This window comes from Pectobacterium araliae (assembly GCF_037076465.1).
Lineage (GTDB): Bacteria > Pseudomonadota > Gammaproteobacteria > Enterobacterales > Enterobacteriaceae > Pectobacterium > Pectobacterium araliae.
Window position 1 is genome coordinate 3,138,432 of record NZ_AP028908.1, and the last position, 21,913, is coordinate 3,160,344.

The 21,913-nt window shown below is 52.3% G+C and carries 20 protein-coding genes; 7 read left to right on the top strand and 13 right to left on the bottom strand.

Going from position 1 to position 21,913, the window contains the following annotated elements:
- Positions 1-40 precede the first annotated feature (40 nt).
- Positions 41-1,507, bottom strand: coding sequence for an IMP dehydrogenase (gene guaB / locus AACH44_RS14275; protein ID WP_261847667.1), 1,467 nt, complete (start codon positions 1,505-1,507; stop codon positions 41-43).
- 171 nt (positions 1,508-1,678) lie between these two features.
- Here guaB and xseA point away from each other — a divergent pair, with 171 nt between their 5' ends.
- From xseA to AACH44_RS14290, 3 genes are all read left to right on the top strand, one after another.
- Positions 1,679-3,067 (top strand): exodeoxyribonuclease VII large subunit, encoded by a 1,389-nt coding sequence (xseA, locus tag AACH44_RS14280; protein ID WP_261847668.1) that lies wholly within the window; start codon positions 1,679-1,681, stop codon positions 3,065-3,067.
- 234 nt (positions 3,068-3,301) lie between these two features.
- Complete coding sequence (locus AACH44_RS14285) at positions 3,302-4,345, top strand: M4 family metallopeptidase (protein ID WP_261847669.1); 1,044 nt, start codon at positions 3,302-3,304, stop codon at positions 4,343-4,345.
- Positions 4,342-4,686 (top strand): protealysin inhibitor emfourin, encoded by a 345-nt coding sequence (locus AACH44_RS14290; protein ID WP_261847670.1) that lies wholly within the window; start codon positions 4,342-4,344, stop codon positions 4,684-4,686. Before AACH44_RS14285 ends, AACH44_RS14290 begins: the two co-directional genes overlap by 4 nt.
- 22 nt (positions 4,687-4,708) lie before the next feature.
- Here AACH44_RS14290 and AACH44_RS14295 read toward each other — a convergent pair whose 3' ends face one another.
- The 11 genes from AACH44_RS14295 to ndk all read right to left on the bottom strand — a co-directional run bounded on the left by AACH44_RS14295 (position 4,709) and on the right by ndk (position 15,909).
- Entirely contained in the window at positions 4,709-4,933 is a 225-nt protein-coding gene (locus tag AACH44_RS14295; RefSeq protein WP_261847671.1) for a zinc ribbon domain-containing protein, read from the bottom strand.
- 40 nt (positions 4,934-4,973) lie between these two features.
- Entirely contained in the window at positions 4,974-5,933 is a 960-nt protein-coding gene (locus tag AACH44_RS14300) for an AEC family transporter (RefSeq protein ID WP_261847672.1), read from the bottom strand.
- A 73-nt stretch (positions 5,934-6,006) separates the two neighbouring features.
- Positions 6,007-7,494, bottom strand: coding sequence for a ribosome biogenesis GTPase Der (der, locus tag AACH44_RS14305; RefSeq protein ID WP_261847673.1), 1,488 nt, complete (start codon positions 7,492-7,494; stop codon positions 6,007-6,009).
- A gap of 144 nt (positions 7,495-7,638) precedes the next feature.
- On the bottom strand, positions 7,639-8,820 hold the full coding sequence (gene bamB / locus AACH44_RS14310) for an outer membrane protein assembly factor BamB (RefSeq protein ID WP_261847674.1): 1,182 nt from the start codon (positions 8,818-8,820) through the stop codon (positions 7,639-7,641).
- A gap of 10 nt (positions 8,821-8,830) precedes the next feature.
- On the bottom strand, positions 8,831-9,451 hold the full coding sequence (locus AACH44_RS14315; RefSeq protein ID WP_261847675.1) for a YfgM family protein: 621 nt from the start codon (positions 9,449-9,451) through the stop codon (positions 8,831-8,833).
- Between the two features lie 13 nt (positions 9,452-9,464).
- Entirely contained in the window at positions 9,465-10,739 is a 1,275-nt protein-coding gene (gene hisS / locus AACH44_RS14320) for a histidine--tRNA ligase (RefSeq protein WP_261847676.1), read from the bottom strand.
- Positions 10,740-10,878: 139 nt separating this feature from the next.
- Positions 10,879-12,000: a flavodoxin-dependent (E)-4-hydroxy-3-methylbut-2-enyl-diphosphate synthase gene (gene ispG / locus AACH44_RS14325; protein WP_014698959.1), complete on the bottom strand. Its 1,122-nt coding sequence runs from the start codon at positions 11,998-12,000 to the stop codon at positions 10,879-10,881.
- Between the two features lie 40 nt (positions 12,001-12,040).
- Positions 12,041-13,039, bottom strand: a complete 999-nt coding sequence (gene rodZ, locus AACH44_RS14330) for a cytoskeleton protein RodZ (RefSeq protein WP_261847677.1) — start codon at positions 13,037-13,039, stop codon at positions 12,041-12,043.
- Positions 13,029-13,814, bottom strand: a complete 786-nt coding sequence (gene pilW / locus AACH44_RS14335; RefSeq protein ID WP_338659303.1) for a type IV pilus biogenesis/stability protein PilW — start codon at positions 13,812-13,814, stop codon at positions 13,029-13,031. Before pilW ends, rodZ begins: the two co-directional genes overlap by 11 nt.
- 196 nt (positions 13,815-14,010) lie before the next feature.
- Positions 14,011-15,213: a bifunctional tRNA (adenosine(37)-C2)-methyltransferase TrmG/ribosomal RNA large subunit methyltransferase RlmN gene (locus AACH44_RS14340; RefSeq protein WP_261847679.1), complete on the bottom strand. Its 1,203-nt coding sequence runs from the start codon at positions 15,211-15,213 to the stop codon at positions 14,011-14,013.
- A 267-nt stretch (positions 15,214-15,480) separates the two neighbouring features.
- The gene (ndk, locus tag AACH44_RS14345) at positions 15,481-15,909 is read right to left on the bottom strand and encodes a nucleoside-diphosphate kinase (RefSeq protein ID WP_014698955.1); all 429 of its coding nucleotides are present in this window, start codon (positions 15,907-15,909) and stop codon (positions 15,481-15,483) included.
- A gap of 359 nt (positions 15,910-16,268) precedes the next feature.
- On the opposite strand from ndk, the gene AACH44_RS14350 reads away from it, so the two are divergent.
- The 4 genes from AACH44_RS14350 to AACH44_RS14365 all read left to right on the top strand — a co-directional run bounded on the left by AACH44_RS14350 (position 16,269) and on the right by AACH44_RS14365 (position 21,038).
- A complete protein-coding gene (locus AACH44_RS14350) occupies positions 16,269-17,849 on the top strand; it encodes a PTS transporter subunit EIIC (protein ID WP_261847680.1) in 1,581 nt (526 codons plus the stop codon).
- Between the two features lie 13 nt (positions 17,850-17,862).
- The gene (locus AACH44_RS14355) at positions 17,863-19,224 is read left to right on the top strand and encodes a 6-phospho-alpha-glucosidase (RefSeq protein WP_261847681.1); all 1,362 of its coding nucleotides are present in this window, start codon (positions 17,863-17,865) and stop codon (positions 19,222-19,224) included.
- Positions 19,225-19,327: 103 nt separating this feature from the next.
- Positions 19,328-20,197, top strand: coding sequence for a 3-mercaptopyruvate sulfurtransferase (sseA, locus tag AACH44_RS14360; RefSeq protein WP_261847682.1), 870 nt, complete (start codon positions 19,328-19,330; stop codon positions 20,195-20,197).
- Between the two features lie 52 nt (positions 20,198-20,249).
- A complete protein-coding gene (locus AACH44_RS14365) occupies positions 20,250-21,038 on the top strand; it encodes a MurR/RpiR family transcriptional regulator (protein ID WP_261847683.1) in 789 nt (262 codons plus the stop codon).
- 34 nt (positions 21,039-21,072) lie between these two features.
- Here the strand turns inward: AACH44_RS14365 and sseB are convergent, their stop codons facing one another.
- The gene (gene sseB / locus AACH44_RS14370) at positions 21,073-21,867 is read right to left on the bottom strand and encodes an enhanced serine sensitivity protein SseB (protein WP_261847684.1); all 795 of its coding nucleotides are present in this window, start codon (positions 21,865-21,867) and stop codon (positions 21,073-21,075) included.
- Positions 21,868-21,913 lie beyond the last annotated feature (46 nt).

Sequence of the window (21,913 nt, forward strand, 5' to 3'; positions counted from 1 at the left end):
AGTACCGGGTTTATCGGGTTAAATCAGCCCGCAAATTACCTTATGAACCCATACGGTAGTTTGGTGACTCTTTAGTAATGGTAACGTCGTGAACGTGGCTTTCCTGAATGCCTGCCCCGCTGATACGCACGAACTCAGCCTGCGTACGCAGCGCGTCGATAGTCGCACAACCGGTCAGTCCCATACAGGAGCGCAAGCCGCCCATCTGCTGGTGAACGATCTCTTTCAGGCGGCCTTTATAGGCTACGCGGCCTTCAATACCTTCCGGCACCAGTTTATCGGCAGCGTTATCGGTCTGGAAGTAACGATCTGATGAGCCTTTAGACATCGCGCCCAGTGAACCCATGCCGCGATAAGATTTGAATGAACGGCCCTGATACAGTTCAATTTCGCCCGGGGATTCTTCTGTACCTGCCAGCATGGAACCGACCATGACACAGGCCGCACCTGCTGCGATGGCCTTAGCGATGTCGCCGGAGAAGCGGATACCGCCATCGGCGATAACCGGAATGCCCGTGCCTTCCAGCGCTTCAACCGCATCAGAGATAGCCGTAATCTGCGGTACGCCCACGCCAGTCACGATACGAGTGGTACAGATAGAGCCAGGGCCGATACCGACTTTCACCGCGCTCACGCCAGCTTCAACCAGCGCTTTCGCGCCAGAACCCGTTGCAACGTTGCCACCGATGATTTCGAGGTTCGGATATTTAGCGCGCGTTTCACGAATACGCTGCAATACGCCTTCGGAATGGCCGTGTGAGGAGTCGATCAACAGGACGTCTACGCCTGCGGCAACCAGCGCATCAACACGCTCTTCGTTACCCGCACCCGCGCCAACCGCCGCACCGACGCGCAGACGGCCGTGTTCGTCTTTACAGGCGTTCGGTTTGCGTTCTGCTTTCTGGAAATCTTTTACCGTGATCATGCCGATCAGGTGGAATTGCTCGTCAATGACCAGCGCTTTTTCAACGCGTTTTTCGTGCATTTTTTGCAGCACGACATCACGCGCTTCACCTTCTTTAACCGTAACCAGACGCTCTTTCGGCGTCATGAACGCGCTAACTGGTTTTTCCAGATCGGTAACAAAACGCACGTCACGACCGGTGATGATACCAACCAGTTCGTTGTCTTTTGCGACAACCGGGTAGCCCGCGAAGCCGTTACGCTCGGTCAGCTCCTTCATTTCACGCAACGTCGTTTCCGGCGTTACTGTCTGTGGATCAACCACCACGCCGCTTTCATGTTTCTTCACGCGGCTAACTTCTTCAGCCTGACGCTCAATCGACATATTTTTGTGAATAAAGCCCAAGCCGCCTTCCTGCGCCAGCGCAATGGCCAAGCCGGATTCGGTAACGGTATCCATCGCTGCGGACAGCATAGGAATATTCAGGCGAATGTTTTTCGTCAACTGCGTGGACAGATCGGCAGTATTAGGCAAAACGGTAGAATGAGCAGGAACCAGGAGGACGTCGTCAAACGTCAGTGCTTCTTTAGCGATACGTAGCATGGGCAATATCTCACCAAGGTGGATGTAAGAATAGATAAAATATTGCCGTGGCATTATACAGAGCGTAATCGGTTGCCTCCAGCATTATTTTACTAAAATGCTTGATTACCTGTTTCAGGTAGGTAGTATCGATCAATTAAGTGACTGTTTTAAAATTTGATCTGGCTCACAATGTCTCAATTTCCCTCCTCTGCAATTTTTACCGTTAGCCGACTGAATCAGACGGTTAGACAACTGTTGGAAATGGAAATGGGCCAGATTTGGCTCTCCGGCGAAATCTCCAACCTTTCTCAGCCCTCATCGGGCCATTGGTATTTCACGCTGAAAGACGAGCGGGCACAGGTGCGCTGCGCGATGTTCCGCACCAGCAACCGTAGAGTGACGTTCCGCCCGCAAAATGGTCAGCAGGTGCTGATTCGGGCAAGCATTACGCTATACGAACCCCGTGGCGATTATCAACTGCTGGCGGAAAGCATGCAGCCCGCTGGCGACGGCCTGTTACAGCAGCAGTTTGAACAGCTCAAACAGCGTCTCGCCGCCGAAGGGCTGTTCGACCAGCAGTTTAAGCAAGTGCTCCCCTCTCCCGCCAAACAGGTCGGTGTGATTACGTCAACCAGCGGTGCCGCCCTGCACGATATCTTGCAGGTGTTACAGCGCCGCGATCCGTCACTGCCAGTGATCGTTTACCCCACGTCAGTACAAGGCGCTGAAGCGCCGCTACAGATTGTTCGCGCTATTGAACTGGCTAACCAGAGAGATGAGTGTGACGTGCTAATTGTTGGGCGCGGCGGGGGCTCGCTGGAAGATCTCTGGAGCTTTAATGACGAACGGGTAGCCCGTGCGATTTTCGCCAGCCGCATTCCTATCGTCAGCGCTGTCGGCCATGAAACCGATGTTACCATCGCCGATTTCGTCGGTGACTTGCGCGCGCCTACGCCGTCCGCCGCTGCCGAGTTAGTGAGCCGTAACCAACTGGAATTGTTGCGTCAGATACAGTCCCAGCGCCAGCGCCTGGAAATGGCGATGGACTACTACCTTGCTCAGCGCAACCGGGAATTTACCCGACTGCACCATCGCTTACAGCAGCAGCATCCACAACTGCGGTTGGCACGTCAGCAGGCGCAGTTGGTTAAACTACGCCAGCGACTCGATGACGCGATGCAGAAACAACTTCGGCAGACCTCGCGTCGAAGTGAACGCTTACAACAGCGCCTGATGCAGCAACAGCCGCAAACCCGGATTCATCGTGCGCAACAGCGTTTACAGCAGCTTAGCTATCAGATGCAGAGCGCGGTGGATCGTCAGTTGAATCAGAATAAGCAGAAGCTGGGCGTCGTCTGTTCGCGACTGGAAGGGGTTAGCCCACTAGCGACGCTGGCGCGTGGCTATAACGTCACCACCGCACCGGACGGTAAGGTGCTGAAAAATATCGCGCAAATCACCCCCGGCGAAACACTAAAAACCCGTTTGCAGGACGGCTGGGTGGAAAGTCAGGTCATGACGCTGGTTTCAAACTCAAGTTCCGTGAAAAAGCGGCGAAAAAACCCATCTCAGCGATAAAAATCGCTCGAACATCATAAAATGCACGGAGTGGGGATTTATCCTAAAACGACGGCGATCCCCCACTCTTGCCACCAGCATCTGAACTATACTCATTTCCAGCTCACTAATTCATATTCACCGTTTTCACTGCACGGGTTACCAGCTTCAATGCGGCGAAATGAGGTGAATAAAGACAGTGAGCTTAATTGATCGTCTGTGTTACCCCAATGGTGCCTTTCAAGGAGATGAGGTATGAAGTCCAGACCGATTTGTAGCGTAATTCCCCCTTATATCTTGCACCGCATTATTGCAAACGGCACTGACGAGCAGCGACACTGTGCGCAACAAACACTGATGCACGTTCAGTCATTAATGGTCAGCCACAACCCGCGCCCAGAACCCCATGAGAAATTGCCCGCCGGGCAGGCTAATCGCCGCATCCTCGATGCCGAACAGCAGCAACAGTTGCCTGGCAAATTGGTGCGCGCTGAAGGTCAGGCCGGCAACGGTGATATCGCAGTGGACGAGGCCTATGACTATCTAGGCGTAACCTATGATTTTTTCTGGAAGGTTTTCCAACGCAATTCGCTGGACGCTGAAGGACTGCCACTGGCTGGCACCGTGCATTACGGCCAGGAGTACCAGAATGCCTTCTGGAATGGGCAGCAGATGGTGTTTGGAGATGGCGACGGCAAAATATTCAATCGCTTCACGATTGCGCTTGATGTGGTTGCGCATGAACTCGCTCACGGCATCACCGAACATGAAGCGGGGTTGATTTATTTCCGCCAGTCCGGCGCGCTCAATGAATCGCTGTCCGACGTCTTTGGTTCGATGGTCAAACAGTATCATTTAGGGCAAACCGCTGAGCAAGCCGATTGGTTTATCGGTGCCGAACTTCTGGCTGATGGTATCCATGGTATGGGGCTGCGTTCTATGTCTCACCCAGGCACCGCGTATGATGATGAGCTGTTGGGTGTTGATCCCCAGCCTTCCCACATGAACGAATATGTCAACACCCGTGAAGATAACGGCGGTGTACACCTGAACTCAGGTATTCCCAACCGGGCGTTCTATCTGACTGCCATCACACTAGGCAGTCATTCCTGGGAAAAAGCGGGTCGCATCTGGTACGACACGCTGTGCGACAAAGCACTGCCACAAAATGCAGATTTCGAGATTTTCGCACGTCACACCATTCAACATGCTGCTAAGCGTTTTAACCACAGCGTTGCCGACATCGTTCAGCAGTCATGGGAAACCGTGGGCGTGGAGGTACGGCAGGAGTTCTTATGAAGACACTGCCTGATCTCAACGACGACACCATCATTGAGCTAGCGCGTGAAGGGGGATTTGCCTTTATCCCCAAGCTGGCAGGGTCGCGACGCTTCGCGCTCGCCAGCGTACCGCCATCCGAACGGGAGCGTATTTGTAACGCGATCCGCAATGCCTTTCCTCAGGCTCGCGAACCCGGCCAACCAGACGGCCCCGGGCGCGGCGACCAGTTCTATTATCGTATCCACATCAGCTACTGCCAACCGCAGCAGAATCACTATACCGATGTCATCCTACTGATCCCCGAAAACCGTGCGCCACCGGAGCTGACTGAGTTGTGGCGAAACGGCGTGCACGAGTAACCATTGATTAGTAATAATGGATTTAATCGGCAGGTGCGTAGCTGAAAACGACTCGTCGTTTGGAAATCATCCCGTGCTGCTGGCAGAAATAATCCACCGCACCGCAGGCTTTCAGTTCCTGAAGCGAGTGCTTACATTCAGGACAACGCGCTTCTCGTTGGTAGTGTTGCAGACAGTGTTCACACAGGAATGAACCATCAGGCTGCCATACCAGCGAATGTTGGCAATCAGGACAAAGCACATCCATCTTTTCCCCGCTTCTGTAATCAATAGCTAATTAACGGACATTAAATAACACTGAGCGAACGCAGCACATACAGCCCAATGGCAATCATGAAAAATGCCCCCACCGTCGTTATCCCAATAATATTCGCCGCCAGCGTCGCATTTCCGCCCATTGCCCGCGTCATCGCATAGCTACCTGCTGCGGTTGGCGTCGCGGAAAACAGAAAAATAATGCCCAGTTCAACACCGCGAAAACCCACAAGCCATCCACCCAACGTGAGTAATCCTGGCACAACGACTATTTTCGCAATAGAAGACAGCACCGCAACATTGGATGAACGAAACATACTACGCCATTCCAGACTCGCACCTGCACATAACAGCGCCAAAGGCAGCGCCATTGAGGAAATAAAACCGCCAGTTTGCTTAATCACACTTGGCATCGGCAATTGGCTCTGTCCATATGCTGCCCCCAGAAGCAAACCAATGATCAGTGGGTTCGTCACAATCCCCCGCAGCAATTGGCTTACTGGGATCTTCTGTTCAGGAGACTGCCGCTGCAAGCTGCGCGTCAACGTAATGACAGACAGCGCGTTGAACATAATTACCGTTACCATCAGATACAGAGAACCGATAGCGACACCTTCATCGCCATAAGCACTCATGGCAAAAGCCAACCCCATCACCCCCGTATTAGAACGGAACCCACCTTGTACAAAAATGCCACGTTCCTTTGGATCTTTAACTAAGCGCCCCGCCGCAATTTCCAGTAGCAGAAATGTCGCTAAGGTTCCTATCGTCCCATAAACCACCAGCGGCCACTGGCTTGCGAAAGATTGATGGTTGCCTGCAACGCTAAAAAACAGCAGACAGGGAAGAGAAAGGTTGAATACAACCCGCATGGCGGTGTCACAAAACGCATCATTAAGCAGATTGAGTTTACGTAACGCGATACCGAGCAACAACATCAGTACATTAGGCATCGTGACGTTAAACGCAAAACTCCAGGTTTCCCAGGACATGACTTTCCTTGGTTATTATTGGTTTCTTCTCTGATAAAACGGGGCGAATATCGCTATTCGCCCCGTTAATACATCACTTACTCTTTTTAAGATGCGACATCAACCGCTTACGCTTGCGTAGCTGGTTTGGCGTCAGCGTATTGCGCTTGTCTGCAAAAGGGTTTTCCCCTTCTTTAAACTGAATACGAATCGGCGTTCCCATCACTTCCAGCGAACGACGATAGTAGTTCATCAGGTAGCGTTTGTAGGAATCCGGCAGGTCTTTCACCTGATTACCGTGGATCACCACAATCGGTGGGTTATAACCCCCGGCGTGCGCATATTTCAGCTTCACACGACGACCGCGCACCAGCGGCGGCTGGTGGTCATCTGCCGCCATTTGCATAACACGCGTCAACATCGCGGTACTCACGCGTCGCGTCGCGCAAGAATAGGCTTCGGTAACCGACTCAAATAGGTTACCTACGCCGCTGCCATGTAGTGCGGAAATGAAGTGAATGCGGGCAAAATCGATAAAGCCGAGGCGCAGATCAAGCATATCTTTCACCTGATCGCGCACTTCCTGCGACAGGCCATCCCACTTGTTCACCACGATCACCAGTGAGCGCCCACTATTGAGGATAAAGCCCAGCAGTGAGAGATCTTGATCGGAGATACCTTCACGCGCATCGATAACCAGCAGCACGACGTTGGCATCTTCAATCGCCTGTAACGTTTTGATGACGGAGAATTTTTCTACCGTTTCCGTGACTTTACCGCGCTTACGCACCCCGGCGGTATCAATCAGAATATATTCACGTTCATCGCGCACCATTGGGATGTAGATACTGTCACGCGTTGTGCCTGGCATGTCGAACACCACCACACGCTCTTCACCCAGAATACGGTTAGTCAGCGTGGACTTACCCACATTCGGACGCCCGACAATCGCCAACTTGATCGGCAAATCTTCCGGATTGAAATCGTCTTCTACTTCTTCTTCGCTGGCCTGCTCTTTCGCTTCTAACGCCGCCCAATAAGCCGCGTTCTCTTCTTCTTCGGTTAACTCGACCGGCTCTTCTATTTCATCCTGCACGAACGGTAGCAACACCGTTTCCAGTAGTGACGTCACGCCACGGCCATGAGACGCCGCGATCGCGTAGACTTCACCCATACCGAGCGAGTAAAAATCCGCCGTGACCATATCTGGGTCAAGGCCATCGGTTTTGTTAGCGACCAATACCGTCGTCTTTTCGCGGCTGCGCAAATGCTTGGCAATGCCTTCATCCGCAGGCATCAACCCTGCGCGAGCATCTACCATGAACAGCACGATATCGGCTTCTTCAATCGCAACCAGCGATTGACCCGCCATGCGCGTTTCCACACCGTCTTCTGTGCCGTCGATGCCACCGGTATCGACGATAATAAATTCATGCCCTTCCACTTCAGCACGACCATACTTGCGGTCACGAGTCAGCCCAGGAAAATCCGCCACTAATGCATCACGAGTGCGCGTTAAGCGGTTAAATAGCGTGGATTTCCCCACATTCGGGCGCCCGACCAGCGCGACGACAGGTATCATTGTTACAACCTCATTACTTATATTTCAATACGTTACAGCGAAACATTCGCTGACGATAAAAAGACGAAACGGCCCCTGATAGTGTCAGGAGCCGTTATGGGAACGCATCCAAAAGCGCTGCGCTCCAAATCGATACGGTATTACTTAGCGAGTGAACGCGTAGACATCACCGTTTTTCGCCTGAATCAACAGCTTGTCGCTGGCAATGACAGGCTTGCTCAGGAAGCCTGAGCTATCCACTTTTTGCTGCGCCACGAAGCGACCATCTGCCGTATTCAGCCAGTGCAGATACCCTTCAGCATCGCCCACAACCAGATAACCGTTATACAGCGCTGGTGCCGTTAAGTTACGGTGCAGCAGATCGCTTTGACGCCACAGGCTCACGCCACCGTTGGTATTCAACGCAACAACGCGATCGTCCTGATCGACCAAATAGATGCGGTCGCCGTCAATGATGAAATCATGCACGGAACCCAGTTCACGCTTCCACAGAACCTGACCAGAGCGCAGATCCAGCGCGGTCATATTGCCATTGTAACCCAGTGCGTATACCACTTCGCCCGCAACAACGGGTGTTGTATCGACATCGTTCAGACGATCAATTTCGGTAGCGCCACTCGGCTGTGAAATACGCTGTTGCCAGATGAGCTGACCCTGATTGATCATTACGGCATTCACACGACCATTGTCGCCGCCGACAATCGCTGCACCAAATGCGGTTGTCGGAGCAGATTCACCGCGCAGAGACAGCGTCGGCATATCCAGATTGACGCTCCACTTGATTGCGCCATCCGCTTCATTCAAGGCCTGTAACATACCGTTGCTGGTGTGAATCAGCACCACACCATCACTGACAACAGGACGGGACAGCGCTTCACCTGCCACTTTCGCCTGCCATACCGGCGTACCATCTTCAGTATTCAGCGCATAGACCTGCGCCTTTTCGCTGCCGACATAGACATGATTGCCCGAAACCGTTACGCCGCCAGACAGCAGTGCAGGGTTATTGCGAGAGAAGAAGTTAGTCTTCTCGGAGAGATCGGCACGCCAAATCTCTTTACCGTCACTCAGATCCATCGCTTTGACAGTACCACGACGATCGGCAGCGAAAACGCGGTTATCCTGCCAGGCTGGGTGAAGATTGGAATAAAACTCACCAATACCACTCCCAACCGAGCTGTTCCACACCTTGGTTGGCGTGAATTGGTTTTCCACCTGCGGCAGTGGAGACATAGTGACAACATCTTCTTCGCTGTTAAACAGCGAGCATCCGCTCAGCAGGGCAACAGAAACCAGTCCTACCAACAGTGTTTTACGCAATTGCATGGAATTCCTCTTAGCTGGACAGGTTATTCAGTTTCATGCGCAGTAACGCTTGCTGTGCCTGCGATGGATTGGAAGACAACCCTTTGTTGTAGGCATCACGCGCAGCCTGATTGTCCCCTTTGATCACCAGAATATCGCCACGAACTTCCGCTGCCTGTGACGCCCAGCCTTCCTGTTTGATGGCATCCAATGTTTTCAGCGCGTCATCCGCTTTGTTTTCCTGTAGCTGAATCCGCGCCAGACGCAGATTCACTACCGCCAGCAGATCGGCATCTTTAGTCTGTGACTGTGCCTGTACCAGTTGCTGTGCTGCTTTAGCAAAATCTTTCTGATCAATATAATGACGCGCCAGTTCCAGAGAAGCCAGCGTGCCATAGGCATTCTTATTCTCAGCCGTAAATTTCTCTGTTGCAGCAACCGCTTCAGCTTTGCCTTCGGCCAATTGCTCCGTCACCTGCTGATAAGACGCCGATGCTGCCTGCACGCTGTCATTCTGATGACTTTGCCAGAAACGCCAGCCAACCAGAGCACCCACGCCCAATACAACACCGACAACGAGCGCCTTTCCGTTCTCCGCGAGGAAACGACGAAGTGCATCAACCTGTTCATTCTCTGTGGTATAGACTTCCACGGTGTCTCTCTCCTCAATCCAGTAACGTTGCCAGCCGCGACGCGACGTCGGCCTGTGCCAATGTATCCTGTTCCCCATTGTTCAGGTTTTTAACCACAACCTGACCAGCCGCCACTTCATTTTCGCCTAATACCAATGCGACGCGTGCGCCCCATTTATCAGCACGGGCGAATTGTTTCTTAAAGTTGCCACCACCGTAGTTGGTCATCAGTTTCAACTGCGGCAGCGCATCACGTAATTTCTCCGCCAGTTGCATTGCAGCAACCTGCGTTCCCGCACCGGAAGAAATCAGGTAAGCATCTACGCTTGGCTGTGGTTTGAAATCTGGGTTTACAGACTGCACCAGCAGAACCAGACGCTCTAAACCCATCGCAAAACCGACCGCTGGCGTCGCATGTCCGCCCAGTTGCTCCACCATACCATCATAACGCCCACCGGCACAGACCGTGCCCTGCGCGCCCAGACTGGTTGTCACCCACTCAAATACGGTGCGGTTGTAGTAATCCAAACCACGAACCAGACGCGGATTAACGGTATATGGGATACCAGACTGCGTTAAAAGTTCACCCAGCGCCTCAAAGTGTACTCGCGATTCGTCATCCAGATAGTCCGTCAGTACTGGCGCATCATTCAGCAACGCTTGAATCTGTGGATTTTTGGTATCCAGAACGCGCAACGGATTGGTGTACATCCGGCGCAAACAGTCTTCATCGAGCTGATCTTTATGCTGTTCGAGGAATGCCACCAGCGCTTCACGATAGCGAGCACGTGCGTCTAACGAACCAATCGAGTTCAGTTCCAGCTTCACGTGGTCGGCAATGCCTAGCACTCGCCACCAGCGGGCTGTCATCAGAATCAGTTCGGCATCAATATCCGGCCCTTGCAGACCAAAAACCTCACAGCCCAACTGATGAAACTGGCGATAGCGCCCTTTCTGCGGACGTTCATGGCGGAACATCGGCCCGATATACCACAACCGCTGTTCCTGATTATAGAGAATACCGTGTTCGATCCCCGCGCGAACGCAAGATGCAGTATTTTCAGGACGCAATGTCAGGCTGTCGCCGTTACGATCGTCAAAGGTATACATCTCTTTTTCGACGACATCGGTCACTTCACCGATAGCACGTTTAAACAGCGATGTCTGCTCAACAATCGGTGTGCGAATTTCACTATAACCATAGCTACTGAGCACCTGTTTCAGGCTGTTTTCAATACGCTGCCACAATGCCGTTTCGGCTGGCAGGTAATCGTTCATGCCGCGAATGGCTTGAATATTTTTTGCCACGTCAGTTCTCTATGCGTTTTTCAAAAAATAAACCCGATTATAGAAGGATTGTCGTCGCATCTTCAATGCGGGACATCCCCCATCGGGTTCAGGAGTCGTGAATTATACAGGCGACGGCATACCGCCATGCCTTGCAAAATTATTTATCCACCAGATTGACGGTAATACGCTGATTTTCGTCCATCATGGAGGCTTTCGCGCGAATCTTGGCTTCTAACTGATCGATCATCTGTTCGTTATCGAAGCGCTCTCTCTGCCGCACGCCGTCTTCATAGAAGCCGCTCTTATTGTGCCCGCCCGTAACACCAATGGTAGACACCAGCGCTTCACCGGGGCCATTCACCACGCAACCGATAATTGAGACATCCATTGGCGTGATGAGATCTTCCAGTCGTTGTTCCAGTGCGTTCACCGTACCGATCACGTCAAATTCCTGGCGAGAGCAGGTCGGGCAAGCAATGAAGTTGATTCCGCGAGCACGAATGCGTAGTGACTTCAGAATATCGAAGCCCACTTTCACTTCTTCAACCGGATCGGCCGCCAGCGAGATGCGCAGCGTGTCGCCAATGCCTTCAGACAGCAGCAGACCAAGTCCGATAGCTGATTTCACCGCACCGCTACGTGCACCACCGGCCTCAGTGATACCAAGGTGCAACGGCTGATCGATACGCGCCGCCAGCAGGCGATAAGATTGCACCGCGAGGAAAACATCCGAGGCTTTGACGCTGACTTTAAACTGATCGAAATTCAGACGGTCGAGGATATCGACATGGCGCATTGCCGATTCGAGCAACGCTTCCGGTGTTGGCTCACCGTATTTTTCCTGTAAATCTTTTTCCAACGAGCCGCCGTTAACACCAATGCGGATCGGGATATTGTTGTAACGCGCACAGTCGACAACCGAGCGAATACGCTCTTCGTTACCAATATTACCGGGGTTGATACGCAGACAATCGACACCGTATTCTGCGACTTTCAGCGCAATACGGTAGTCAAAATGAATGTCGGCAACGAGCGGGACATTTACCTGCTGTTTGATCAGCTTAAAGGCTTCCGCCGCGTCCATTGTGGGTACAGAGACGCGGACAATATCGACACCAACACGCTCTAGCGCTTTAATTTGGTTGACGGTGGCTTCAACGTCGGTGGTTCGAGTGTTGGTCATGGATTGCACCGCAATCGGCGCGCCATCACCAACAGGCACCTTGCCGACGTAAATCCGTGTTGATTTTCGACGGGTTATGGGTGCAGCGTTATGCATTACTTCATCTCCAACATTGCAGTCTTACTTGAACAACATATTATTCGGCCGTCAGCGTCAGGCGTGCAACCTGACTACTGCGCACAAATTGGCTTAAATCGACCGGCTTGCCTTGAAATTGGATCTGTAGCGCAGCTGGCGCACCAATTTTAAGTTTATAAGGTGACTGACCATCCAGATTCAGCGTGCTGCCATTACGCTGCATGCCGCTGAACAGCTTCTTACCGCTCGCATCCGTGACTTCCAACCAGCAATCCGCCGTAAAGGTCATGACCAATGCATGGGTGGCAGACACTGGGTTGCTCTCCGCGACCGTAGCAGCAGGTGCGATTGCCCCAGCGCCCAGCAAGGTATTACCCGCAGCTTGCGGCTGTACCGCATCTGCCGGTGAAGATGATTGGCTGGACGGTGCAGCAGAAGGGGCAGTTGTAGAAGAAGGCATCGCTGAGGGTGTCGCCGCGAGGGTGGCAGAAAGATCGACTGGCGTTGAAGAAGGTGCCGTTGAGGAGCCCGGCGTAGCGGTTTCCTGCGGAGCATTGTTGTCCATCAACGCAACGGACTGCCCTTCCGTTTGCGTTTGCATCGAACTGGCGTGATCAACCATGCTGTTGATCTCTGCTTGTTGAGCCTGATGATTTTGCCACCACCATGCTCCCGTCAGCCCCAGAACAACCAGCACAACCAGCCAAGTGATGGTCATCAGCCAGCCATCACGCTTTTTGCGGTTTTTTTTCAGTGAAAAACTCTGCATCGGCGAAACCGAGATCGTTTTAGGCACAGCCTGTTTATCCACGATGGGAAGCAGGTCATCTTCGGGTAAATGAACCAGCTTGGCATAAGAACGGATATAGCCGCGCAGAAAGGTCGGCGCTAAATCGGCAGGGGCCGTACCATCTTCGATATCACGAACGGTGGTGATTTTAAGGCACAAACGCTCGGCAATAGTTTGCTGAGTCAGCCCAAGGCGTTCGCGCGCCTCACGCAGACGTTCACCGGGTAGTTTTGCTTCTGTTGTATTTTGGGTGGCTTCAGTATTCATTAGCTAAGAAATGCTGGTACTGTTTAGATTGTGGAAAACTTCGCGCCAGCACGTTGCCATAACGTTCTTTATCGCCATCATGGCCTGCTAACGCGGCGAAACGAATCTGTAACCATAAACTTTCGGCACTGGCCGGAAGGCTATGCTGATAAATATCAATCAGCAGTCGCCTTTGCTCACTTTTTCCGGCAGAAAATTGTTGATTTGCTTCCGCCAGCAATGCGATGCCTTTCTTCGGGTCATATTTCAGCGCCCGACGTAATAAATGACGTGCGTCCTCAATCTGCCCAGCATTGAAAAAGCAGTATCCCGCATTTTCCAACGCATCAGCAACCTGACTGTAATCAGGAAGTTGTGCAGCCGCACTAAACTGTCGCTGCGCCGCTACATACTGCCCTAAACTACACAGAAACGCACCGTAATTATTCATGACGCTGCCATTTTCCGGCGCCATGTTCAACACCTGCTGATAACGCTGTTCGGCCAGACGGTTTTCACCGATCCGCTGCTCGTAAAGCGCCATCCCCAACTGTGTTCGATAATCCTGCGGAGCAATCGCTACCGCCTTCTCAAGATTCTGCCGCGCTGAATCCAGATCGTTGTGCGCCAGATACGCCAACCCCAGTTGTAAGCGGGTTTGGGCGAGCGCTGGATTTGTCACCTCCTGAGGCGATTTCACACACCCCACTAGCAGCAGCAACGCAAACACGCTACTCAGCGGTGCTAACGCTATTCCCTGTAACAAACACAGCCCCTGCAATAAAAATTTCGCCATCCCCGTTCCCTCGCCTTGTCATTCCTGACGGAGAGGTTACCTGAATATGAACAGAGTGGCTGTCAGACCTCACAACAACGCGGCACGCCTCGCAATTTGTTCACCGTTGCCCTGAAAATAACCTCAGTGAAACGACATCGGCGGCAAGACGTTGGGTTAACACTTACACATTAACATTAACTCGCGCCATTCGTTATCAGACCGCTTTCACCGCGATAGGTTCACCGGCCATTTTCTTCTTCAACGTACGCTTGGTTCTGTCTACAACCTCACCGGCCAACTGACCGCAAGCAGCATCAATGTCATCCCCACGCGTTTTACGTACGATCGTCGTGAAACCATACTCCATCAGCACCTTGGAGAAGCGGTCAACGCGGCTGTTTGAACTGCGGCCATACGGCGCACCAGGGAACGGATTCCACGGAATCAGGTTGATCTTGCACGGCGTATCTTTCAAGCATTCGGCCAGTTGATGCGCATGCTCGGTACCGTCATTGATATGATCCAGCATCACATATTCAACCGTCACACGGCCTTGATTCGCATTGGATTTCTCCAGATAACGACGCACCGCGCTCAGGAACATCTCGATATTGTACTTTTTGTTGATCGGCATGATTTCGTTACGGATATCGTCGGTCGGCGCATGCAGAGAAATCGCCAGCGCAACATCAATCATATCGCCCAATTTATCCAACGCAGGCACCACACCAGACGTGGACAGCGTCACACGACGCTTAGACAAACCAAAGCCAAAGTCATCCAGCATAATTTCCATCGCTGGTACCACGTTAGTCAGGTTCAGCAATGGCTCGCCCATTCCCATCATCACTACATTGGTGATCGGACGCTGACCGGTGACTTTAAAAGCGCCGATGATCTTCGCTGCGCGCCACACCTGGCCGATAATTTCCGATACGCGCAGGTTACGGTTAAATCCCTGCTGTGCCGTTGAACAGAATTTACACTCCAGTGCACAGCCGACCTGAGAGGACACGCACAGCGTGGCACGATCTTCTTCTGGGATATAAACCGTTTCAACCCGTTGACCACCTACCAAAATCGCCCACTTAATCGTGCCGTCGGAAGAGCGTTGTTCATCCACCACTTCGGGCGCACGAATCTCAGCGATTTCCTGCAATTTGGAACGGAAGACTTTATTGATATCCGTCATCTGGTTGAAGTCATCACAGCAGTAGTGATACATCCATTTCATAACCTGATCGGCACGGAACGGCTTCTCTCCCATCGATACGAAAAGATCGCGCATTTGCTGGCGGTTAAGATCAAGCAGGTTAATTTTTTCCGCACTGGCTTTAACGGATTGAGAAGCATCAGCAGATGCTGGGGAGAATTCAGACACGATAGTTTCAGACTCAGACACGATTTGCTTAGACATTGATAGATCCTGGCCTCGTTGTTACACGTTATGGCGCTAAAAAGAGGGTTGAATTCGATGGTAATGACCAAAGAAATGCCCCGGGCAAGTGCAGGCTCGTCCGGGGCGCAGCATTGTACAAAGTTTAAAACAGGTAAGCTACCATCACCGCTTTTTTTCTGTGTCATTGCATCAATGTCGCGCACTGACTCGGTGAAAAAAGGGCAATATGACAGAGGCTAACCAGTGATTACACACAAAAATTTATCGTGCGTAACCTTATTTCATTTACGCGCGCGGGCAGATTTCATCATCGCTGAAGAAATAAGCAATTTCACGCTGAGCAGATTCGATAGAATCAGAACCGTGTACCGCGTTCGCCGTGAAGCTGTCCGCGTAATCAGCACGCAGCGTTCCCGCCAACGCGTTCGCTGGGTTGGTGGCCCCCATGATGTCACGGTTACGTTGGACGGCATTTTCACCTTCCAGCGCCTGCACCATGATCGGACCAGACATCATGAATTCAACCAGACCGTCAAAGAATGGCTTACCTTTATGCTCTGCGTAGAAACCTTCCGCCTGTTCACGGCTCAGGCGCAGCATTTTAGCCGCAACGATGGTAAAACCAGCGCTTTCAAAACGTGCGTAAATCGCACCAATGGCATTCTTGGCAACCGCATTAGGTTTTACGATGGAGAAGGTACGTTCTATCGTCATATTGGCCTCATTAACTAAACTATCAGATTGCAGCCGGATTATAAGAATTGTATACCCGGCCAGTGAAAGTGGCGGAAATTATAGGGGTACTGGCCTTTATTGCCTACCAAGGAGATAACATTTTATTAAAAAAACATTACCTCTTTTTTTCTCTCCATTAACGATTACCCATCGCACTTTTTCGCCCCCCGCCGCCCCTGTGCAGAATGTAACAAATCATCGGCGATCACAGTTCTGAAGGTTACTTGTAACGTTATAGGTTATTTGTTTTTAAAACAATAAGATAACTGGAATCTCTTTGTCATTCACTGCTAGCCTTGCTGCTGTACCCACCATAATGGCCAGTTAGAGGGCTGATAATGAAAAGAGCGGTCAATGCATTGCAAAATTTCGGCAAGTCCCTGTATGGGCCAGTGCTGATACTCCCGATTGTCGGGTTATTCATCGCATTTGGGAATGTGTTCGGTAACGGTAATTTAGCGGGCTATGTCCCTTTACTTAATCACCCCTTGATTCAAGATTTTGGTCAACTGGTTTCCAAATCTGCCGTGGCGATTCTGGCTAACCTCGCGTTAGTGTTCGCCGTCGGGATTCCTATCGGATTGGCGAAGCGCGACAAAGGCTATGCCGCGCTGATCGGTCTGGTGATGTTCATCATCTTCATCAATGCTATGAATATCACGCTGCAATTACAGGGAAAACTTGTACCAGCCGCAGACATGCGCGCCGCTGGGCAAGGTATGGTGCTGGGCGTTCAGGTGCTGGAAATGGGCGTTTTCGCCGGTATTTTGATCGGTGGATTCGCAGGCTATCTGTATAACCGCTATTCCAGTAAACAGTTTAACGGCGTCATGGCGATCTATTCCGGTCACTGCTTCGTCGCCATTCTGGTTATTCCGTTAGCGATTGCGCTGGGCTTTGCAATGAGCACCCTGTGGCCATTTGCTCAGCATGGTATCACCTGGATGGCCTTTGCCATCAAAGGTGCAGGCCCTGTTGGCATTGCGATTTACGGCTTTCTGGAACGCATCCTGATCCCCACCGGGCTGCATCATTTGGTCTATACCCCGTTCCTGTATACCGAGCTGGGTGGAGCCACAGAGGTGTGTGGCAAACTGTATCAGGGCGCACGCAACATCTACTTTGCTGAAATGGCCTGTCAGGATGTCAAACAGTTGAGTTCAACCGTGGTCTGGGATGCTCGCGGCATCAGTAAAATGTTTGGTCTGACGGCTGCTGCGCTGGCGATGTACGTGACAGCGAAGCCAGAAAAACGGCTGGCCGCCAAAGCCATTCTGATTCCTGCCGCCTTTACCTCTTTCTTACTGGGCGTCACCGAGCCGCTGGAGTTCTCCTTCTTGTTCGTCGCCCCCATGTTGTTTGCCGTCCACGCCGTACTGACCGGCATAGGGATGATGCTGTTCTCCATCATGGGCGTACACGCGATTGGTGCCAACGGCGTGATCGACTTCCTGCTTTATAACCTGCCGCTGGGCATCGAGAAATCCAACTGGCCGATGTACATCGCGGTCGGGCTGACTATGTCGGTGATTTACTTTTTCGTCTTCCGTTTCCTCATTCTGTATTTCGACATGCCAACACCAGGGCGTGAAACCGATGAGGAAGAGACGCGTCTCTATTCTAAAACTGAATATCAGTCAAAGACTGAGGGGCAGGTAAAAACGCAGGACACAGTGAAAGGTGATGCCCAACTTGTCGGAGCCACCATCATCGCAGGGCTGGGTGGTAAGCCCAATATCGAGGTGGTGGATAACTGCTACACACGCCTGCGGGTCACGCTCATCGACCCAACGTTGGTAGACGAACAACAGCTTAAGAACACCGGTGCGAAAGCCGTTATCCAACAGGGTAACAACGTACAGGTGGTTTACGGACTTCACGTCAAAACTATACGCGAAGCAGTTGAAAACGCGCTTTAACAGGAGACTGACCATGACGAAACCCCCATTTATTCTGACGATTGCCGGTGGCGGCAGCACCTATACCCCGGGCATCGTAAAAAGTCTGATGGTACGTCTTGCGGATTTCCCGCTGGCAGAGATTCGTTTGTATGATATCGACGGCCAGCGGCAGGACATCATCGCGCCGGTGGTGGAAAAGGTGATTCGCGACCACAGTGACAGCATCATCTTTACCGTCACAACCGACGCGGAAACCGCATTTACCGGCGCTCACTTTGTCTTTGCCCAGATGCGCGTCGGCCAGTACAAAATGCGCGAGCAGGATGAAAAAATCCCGCTACGCCACGGCGTCGTCGGGCAGGAAACCTGTGGCCCCGGCGGGCTGGCCTACGGCCTGCGTACCATTCTACCGATGGCTGAACTGATCGATCTGGTTGAGCGCTATGCACATAAAGAAGCGTGGATCGTCAATTACTCCAACCCTGCGGCCATTGTCGCCGAAGGCGTGCGTCGTCTGCGTCCTAACGCCCGCGTGTTGAATATCTGCGACATGCCGGTTGCCGCGATGCGTAACATCGCTGCTGTGCTGGGCGTCGATCGACACGACATTACGGTGGATTATTTCGGGTTGAATCACTTTGGCTGGTTTACCCGCGTACTGGTCGACGGCGTCGATCGTATGCCGGAACTGCGCCAGCACATCGCCCGCTACGGCCTGCTGACCGCAGATGCCGCGGACACTGATCCACAACACGCCGATCCGTCGTGGGTAAAAACCTGGCGCAACATCAAACCGATCATGGATCATTTCCCGGAATTCGTGCCGAATCCGTATTTGCAGTACTACCTGATGCCGAACCAGATCGTTGAGCATCAGGATCCTGACTACACGCGCGCTAATGAAGTAATGGACGGGCGTGAGAAGAAGCTGTTTGCGGCAGCGGCCAGCTACAAGGAAACCGGTATTCTGTCGGATGCGTTCCACGTTGGCGTGCACGGCTCGTTCATCGTTGATGTCGCCTGCTCGCTGGCGTTCGATCTGCGTCAGCGCCATCTGGTGATCGTCGAAAACCAAGGTGCCATCGCTAATCTACCCTATGACGCGATGGTGGAAGTCCCGGCTTATATCACCGCTCAGGGGCCAGAGCCCGTGCGCATGGGGAATGCCCCGCAGTTCCATCGTGCCTTGCTGGAACAGCAGTTAGCGTCTGAACAATTACTGGTTGAAGCCACGCTGGAAGGCAGCTACGAGAAGGCGTTGCAGGCATTTACCCTGAACCGTACTGTGCCGACCATGCAGCACGCCAAAGCGATTCTGGACGAAATGATTGAAGCCAATCAGGATTACTGGCCGCAATTAAAACAAGCATATAGAGACGGTATCGCCCAATAATCTGAGACTTGTCGGATAAGGGAAAATCGCTGACAATGAATCTATCATTGCACACCAATGATAGATTCGGGGTCGAATTCGTCGGCCCCAATGTGGAGGATCTATGTCAGCATCGTCTTCTGATTTGCCCGTTTCTCATGAGCGGTTTGTTTCCGCAGACTGGCTTGCCAGCCACCTGAATGACAGCAGCATCACGCTTATTGACGCCCGCATGTTGCCTCCGGGTAACGCCACCCGTGATATTCATGCCGAATACCGCGCCGGTCACCTGCCTGGCGCGGTTTTTTTTGATATTGAAACGCTGTCCGATCACAGCACCGATCTGCCGCATATGATGCCGACACGCGAAGATTTCGCCCGCGCGATGGGCGAATTGGGGATCGATAATCAGCAGCATCTGGTGATTTACGATGAAGGCAACCTCTTTTCCGCGCCGCGTGCGTGGTGGATGCTACATACCTTCGGCGCGACATCCATTTCGATCCTGAGCGGCGGTCTGGCAGGCTGGAAAGCGCAGAACCTGCCGCTGGAACAAGGCGACGTGACGCGTGAGCCCGTCACGTTTCATGCTACGCTGGATGAAAACGCGATTCGATCACGCGATGAAGTGCTTTCCATCTGCCGAGATAAATCAGAACAGATTGTCGATGCCCGCCCCGCTCCACGCTTTCATGCTGAAGTGGATGAGCCGCGAGCCGGCCTGCATCGCGGCCATATTCCCAGTAGCCTGAACGTACCGTGGACCGATTTGGTGAATAACGGTGCGCTAAAGCCCAATGCCGAACTGGCAACCATTCTGCATAAGCACGGTGTGGATTTCACTCGTCCCATCGTCGCCAGCTGTGGCTCCGGTGTGACAGCGTCCGTCGTCGTGCTGGCACTGACGCAGTTAAATGTCCCGAATGTGACACTGTATGATGGTTCGTGGAGCGACTGGGGTAGCCGCGGTGATGTGCCGATTGCGCGTGATTAGTTTCGTTCGACATATCAGGGTCTGTCTGGCAAGAATCGGTCAGGAGTAACAGGTGGATAATCGGCTGGCATCCTTAATGCAGCACGGTCAGGCACTGACGCGTGCGGAATACCGCGTGCTGGCTTTTATCGCCGAACATTCATCGCTGATAGGCAAAATCACGGTGCGGGAACTGGCGCAGAAAACCTATGTGTCGACGGCGACGATCATGCGGCTATGCCAGAAAATCGGCTTTAGCGGCTACAGTGAATTCATTTATCACTGCAAAACGCTGCTCACGGATAATCCGCGTCTGGCTCCCTCGCCTATCGTCACGCCCGATGATGCCTCGCTTCCTGGTGCTTTCCAGCATTTTATCGACAACTATCAGCGCACGTTTGCCTACATTAGCCATCAGGATAGAGCCGCTTTCAGCGCTATCCTGAGGCAGGAAAGCCACTTTTTCCTGTATGGCGCAGGGTTTTCCCATTTATTTGCCGAATATTTGGCGAAGAAACTTCAGGTGCTGGGGAAAGACGCGTTCTCTTCCGGGCTAGGAGACAGCCGAGGTATTTTTCTCAATAACGCACCAAAGTATCAGGTGTTTATCGCTATTTCCCGCAGTGGGGAAACGGAACAGGTGCTGGATAAAGCGCGTATTGCCAAAAACATTGGCATGAAGGTGATCGCCTTTACTCGCGCGTCGTTGAATTCGTTAGGCGAGTTAGCCGATTTGCACTTCCGGCTCTACGATGATGCGGTTCACTATGCGGCGGAAGCCGGTGAGATTAGCTCATTTGAATCGAATCTGGTGATGCTGATTGATTTACTGCTGTTGCAGGCAACAGCGGAAAAAGCGTAATCCGCCGTTGCCTGTATCAAATTGACACCCATTATCAGGCGTTGCCGGTGGCCTTAAACTCCCGCAGGAAACTGCCCCATTTACGCTCGTAAAACGGCGTGGTGTGCTTAATCATGTAGTGGCTGATGCCCGATTCGCCTTCTTTCACCAGACACAGATCGACAGGGCGTTCGTCCGGTAACGTATCGCTGGCGACGCTGCCTGCTTCACGGATGATGGTTTCTTCATCCTGATCGGCATCAATCCCAATCAGTAGATGCGGCTGTTCTTCGCCCGGCTCCTGAATCTGTGCCAGAAACGCCCGTTTTACCTGGCGATGCTTGGCAAACAACTGTGTCAGGGAGTCAATCATTTGTGCTGGCATCTCGGCTGGCTGACTCAGCATCACCTCCATATTTTCTTCAACAACGCGCTGCTGAACAAAACCATTGCCTTCGCCGGACAGAATATGTTCAATTTCCTGCGGCAAAAATTCTTTGCCATACGGCAGCTTAGGATTAAGGAACAACGTGACGCCCTGCGTCATTTCAAACAACGACCGCACTGGCAGAGCCAGAAAAGGCGCTTCTTCCGTAATCACGCTCTGTAACGCTTCCAGAGAAGAAAAGAAGGGAATGGCGGATGAACCATCGTCTTTTTCCCAGTGCTGGATGTTCACATTACTGCCCGCATGCAATACCACTTCACCGGATTGATCGCCGTCATCGGTACTGCCCAGCACAAACACCGTCGCTTCCATCAGTTCACTGAAAAACTCAGGGCGATGTGCTGGCTCCGTTGCGGCCAGAATCAGCACTTCTTCCAGTTTGTTACGTGGCGAAAACTCCATACTTTCCTCAACATGATTACGTTAAAAACCGACGCGTTGAGGCTCG

Coding starts and splice junctions, on each gene's coding strand:
- AACH44_RS14285 (WP_261847669.1), top strand. CDS start 3,302: ATGAAGTCCAGACCGATTTGTAGCGTAATTCCCCCTTATATCTTGCAC.
- AACH44_RS14290 (WP_261847670.1), top strand. CDS start 4,342: ATGAAGACACTGCCTGATCTCAACGACGACACCATCATTGAGCTAGCG.
- der (WP_261847673.1), bottom strand. CDS start 7,494: ATGATACCTGTCGTCGCGCTGGTCGGGCGCCCGAATGTGGGGAAATCC.
- guaB (WP_261847667.1), bottom strand. CDS start 1,507: ATGCTACGTATCGCTAAAGAAGCACTGACGTTTGACGACGTCCTCCTG.
- AACH44_RS14355 (WP_261847681.1), top strand. CDS start 17,863: ATGACGAAACCCCCATTTATTCTGACGATTGCCGGTGGCGGCAGCACC.
- AACH44_RS14295 (WP_261847671.1), bottom strand. CDS start 4,933: ATGGATGTGCTTTGTCCTGATTGCCAACATTCGCTGGTATGGCAGCCT.
- sseB (WP_261847684.1), bottom strand. CDS start 21,867: ATGGAGTTTTCGCCACGTAACAAACTGGAAGAAGTGCTGATTCTGGCC.
- sseA (WP_261847682.1), top strand. CDS start 19,328: ATGTCAGCATCGTCTTCTGATTTGCCCGTTTCTCATGAGCGGTTTGTT.
- rodZ (WP_261847677.1), bottom strand. CDS start 13,039: ATGAATACTGAAGCCACCCAAAATACAACAGAAGCAAAACTACCCGGT.
- pilW (WP_338659303.1), bottom strand. CDS start 13,814: ATGGCGAAATTTTTATTGCAGGGGCTGTGTTTGTTACAGGGAATAGCG.
- xseA (WP_261847668.1), top strand. CDS start 1,679: ATGTCTCAATTTCCCTCCTCTGCAATTTTTACCGTTAGCCGACTGAAT.
- AACH44_RS14350 (WP_261847680.1), top strand. CDS start 16,269: ATGAAAAGAGCGGTCAATGCATTGCAAAATTTCGGCAAGTCCCTGTAT.
- ispG (WP_014698959.1), bottom strand. CDS start 12,000: ATGCATAACGCTGCACCCATAACCCGTCGAAAATCAACACGGATTTAC.
- bamB (WP_261847674.1), bottom strand. CDS start 8,820: ATGCAATTGCGTAAAACACTGTTGGTAGGACTGGTTTCTGTTGCCCTG.
- AACH44_RS14300 (WP_261847672.1), bottom strand. CDS start 5,933: ATGTCCTGGGAAACCTGGAGTTTTGCGTTTAACGTCACGATGCCTAAT.
- AACH44_RS14340 (WP_261847679.1), bottom strand. CDS start 15,213: ATGTCTAAGCAAATCGTGTCTGAGTCTGAAACTATCGTGTCTGAATTC.
- ndk (WP_014698955.1), bottom strand. CDS start 15,909: ATGACGATAGAACGTACCTTCTCCATCGTAAAACCTAATGCGGTTGCC.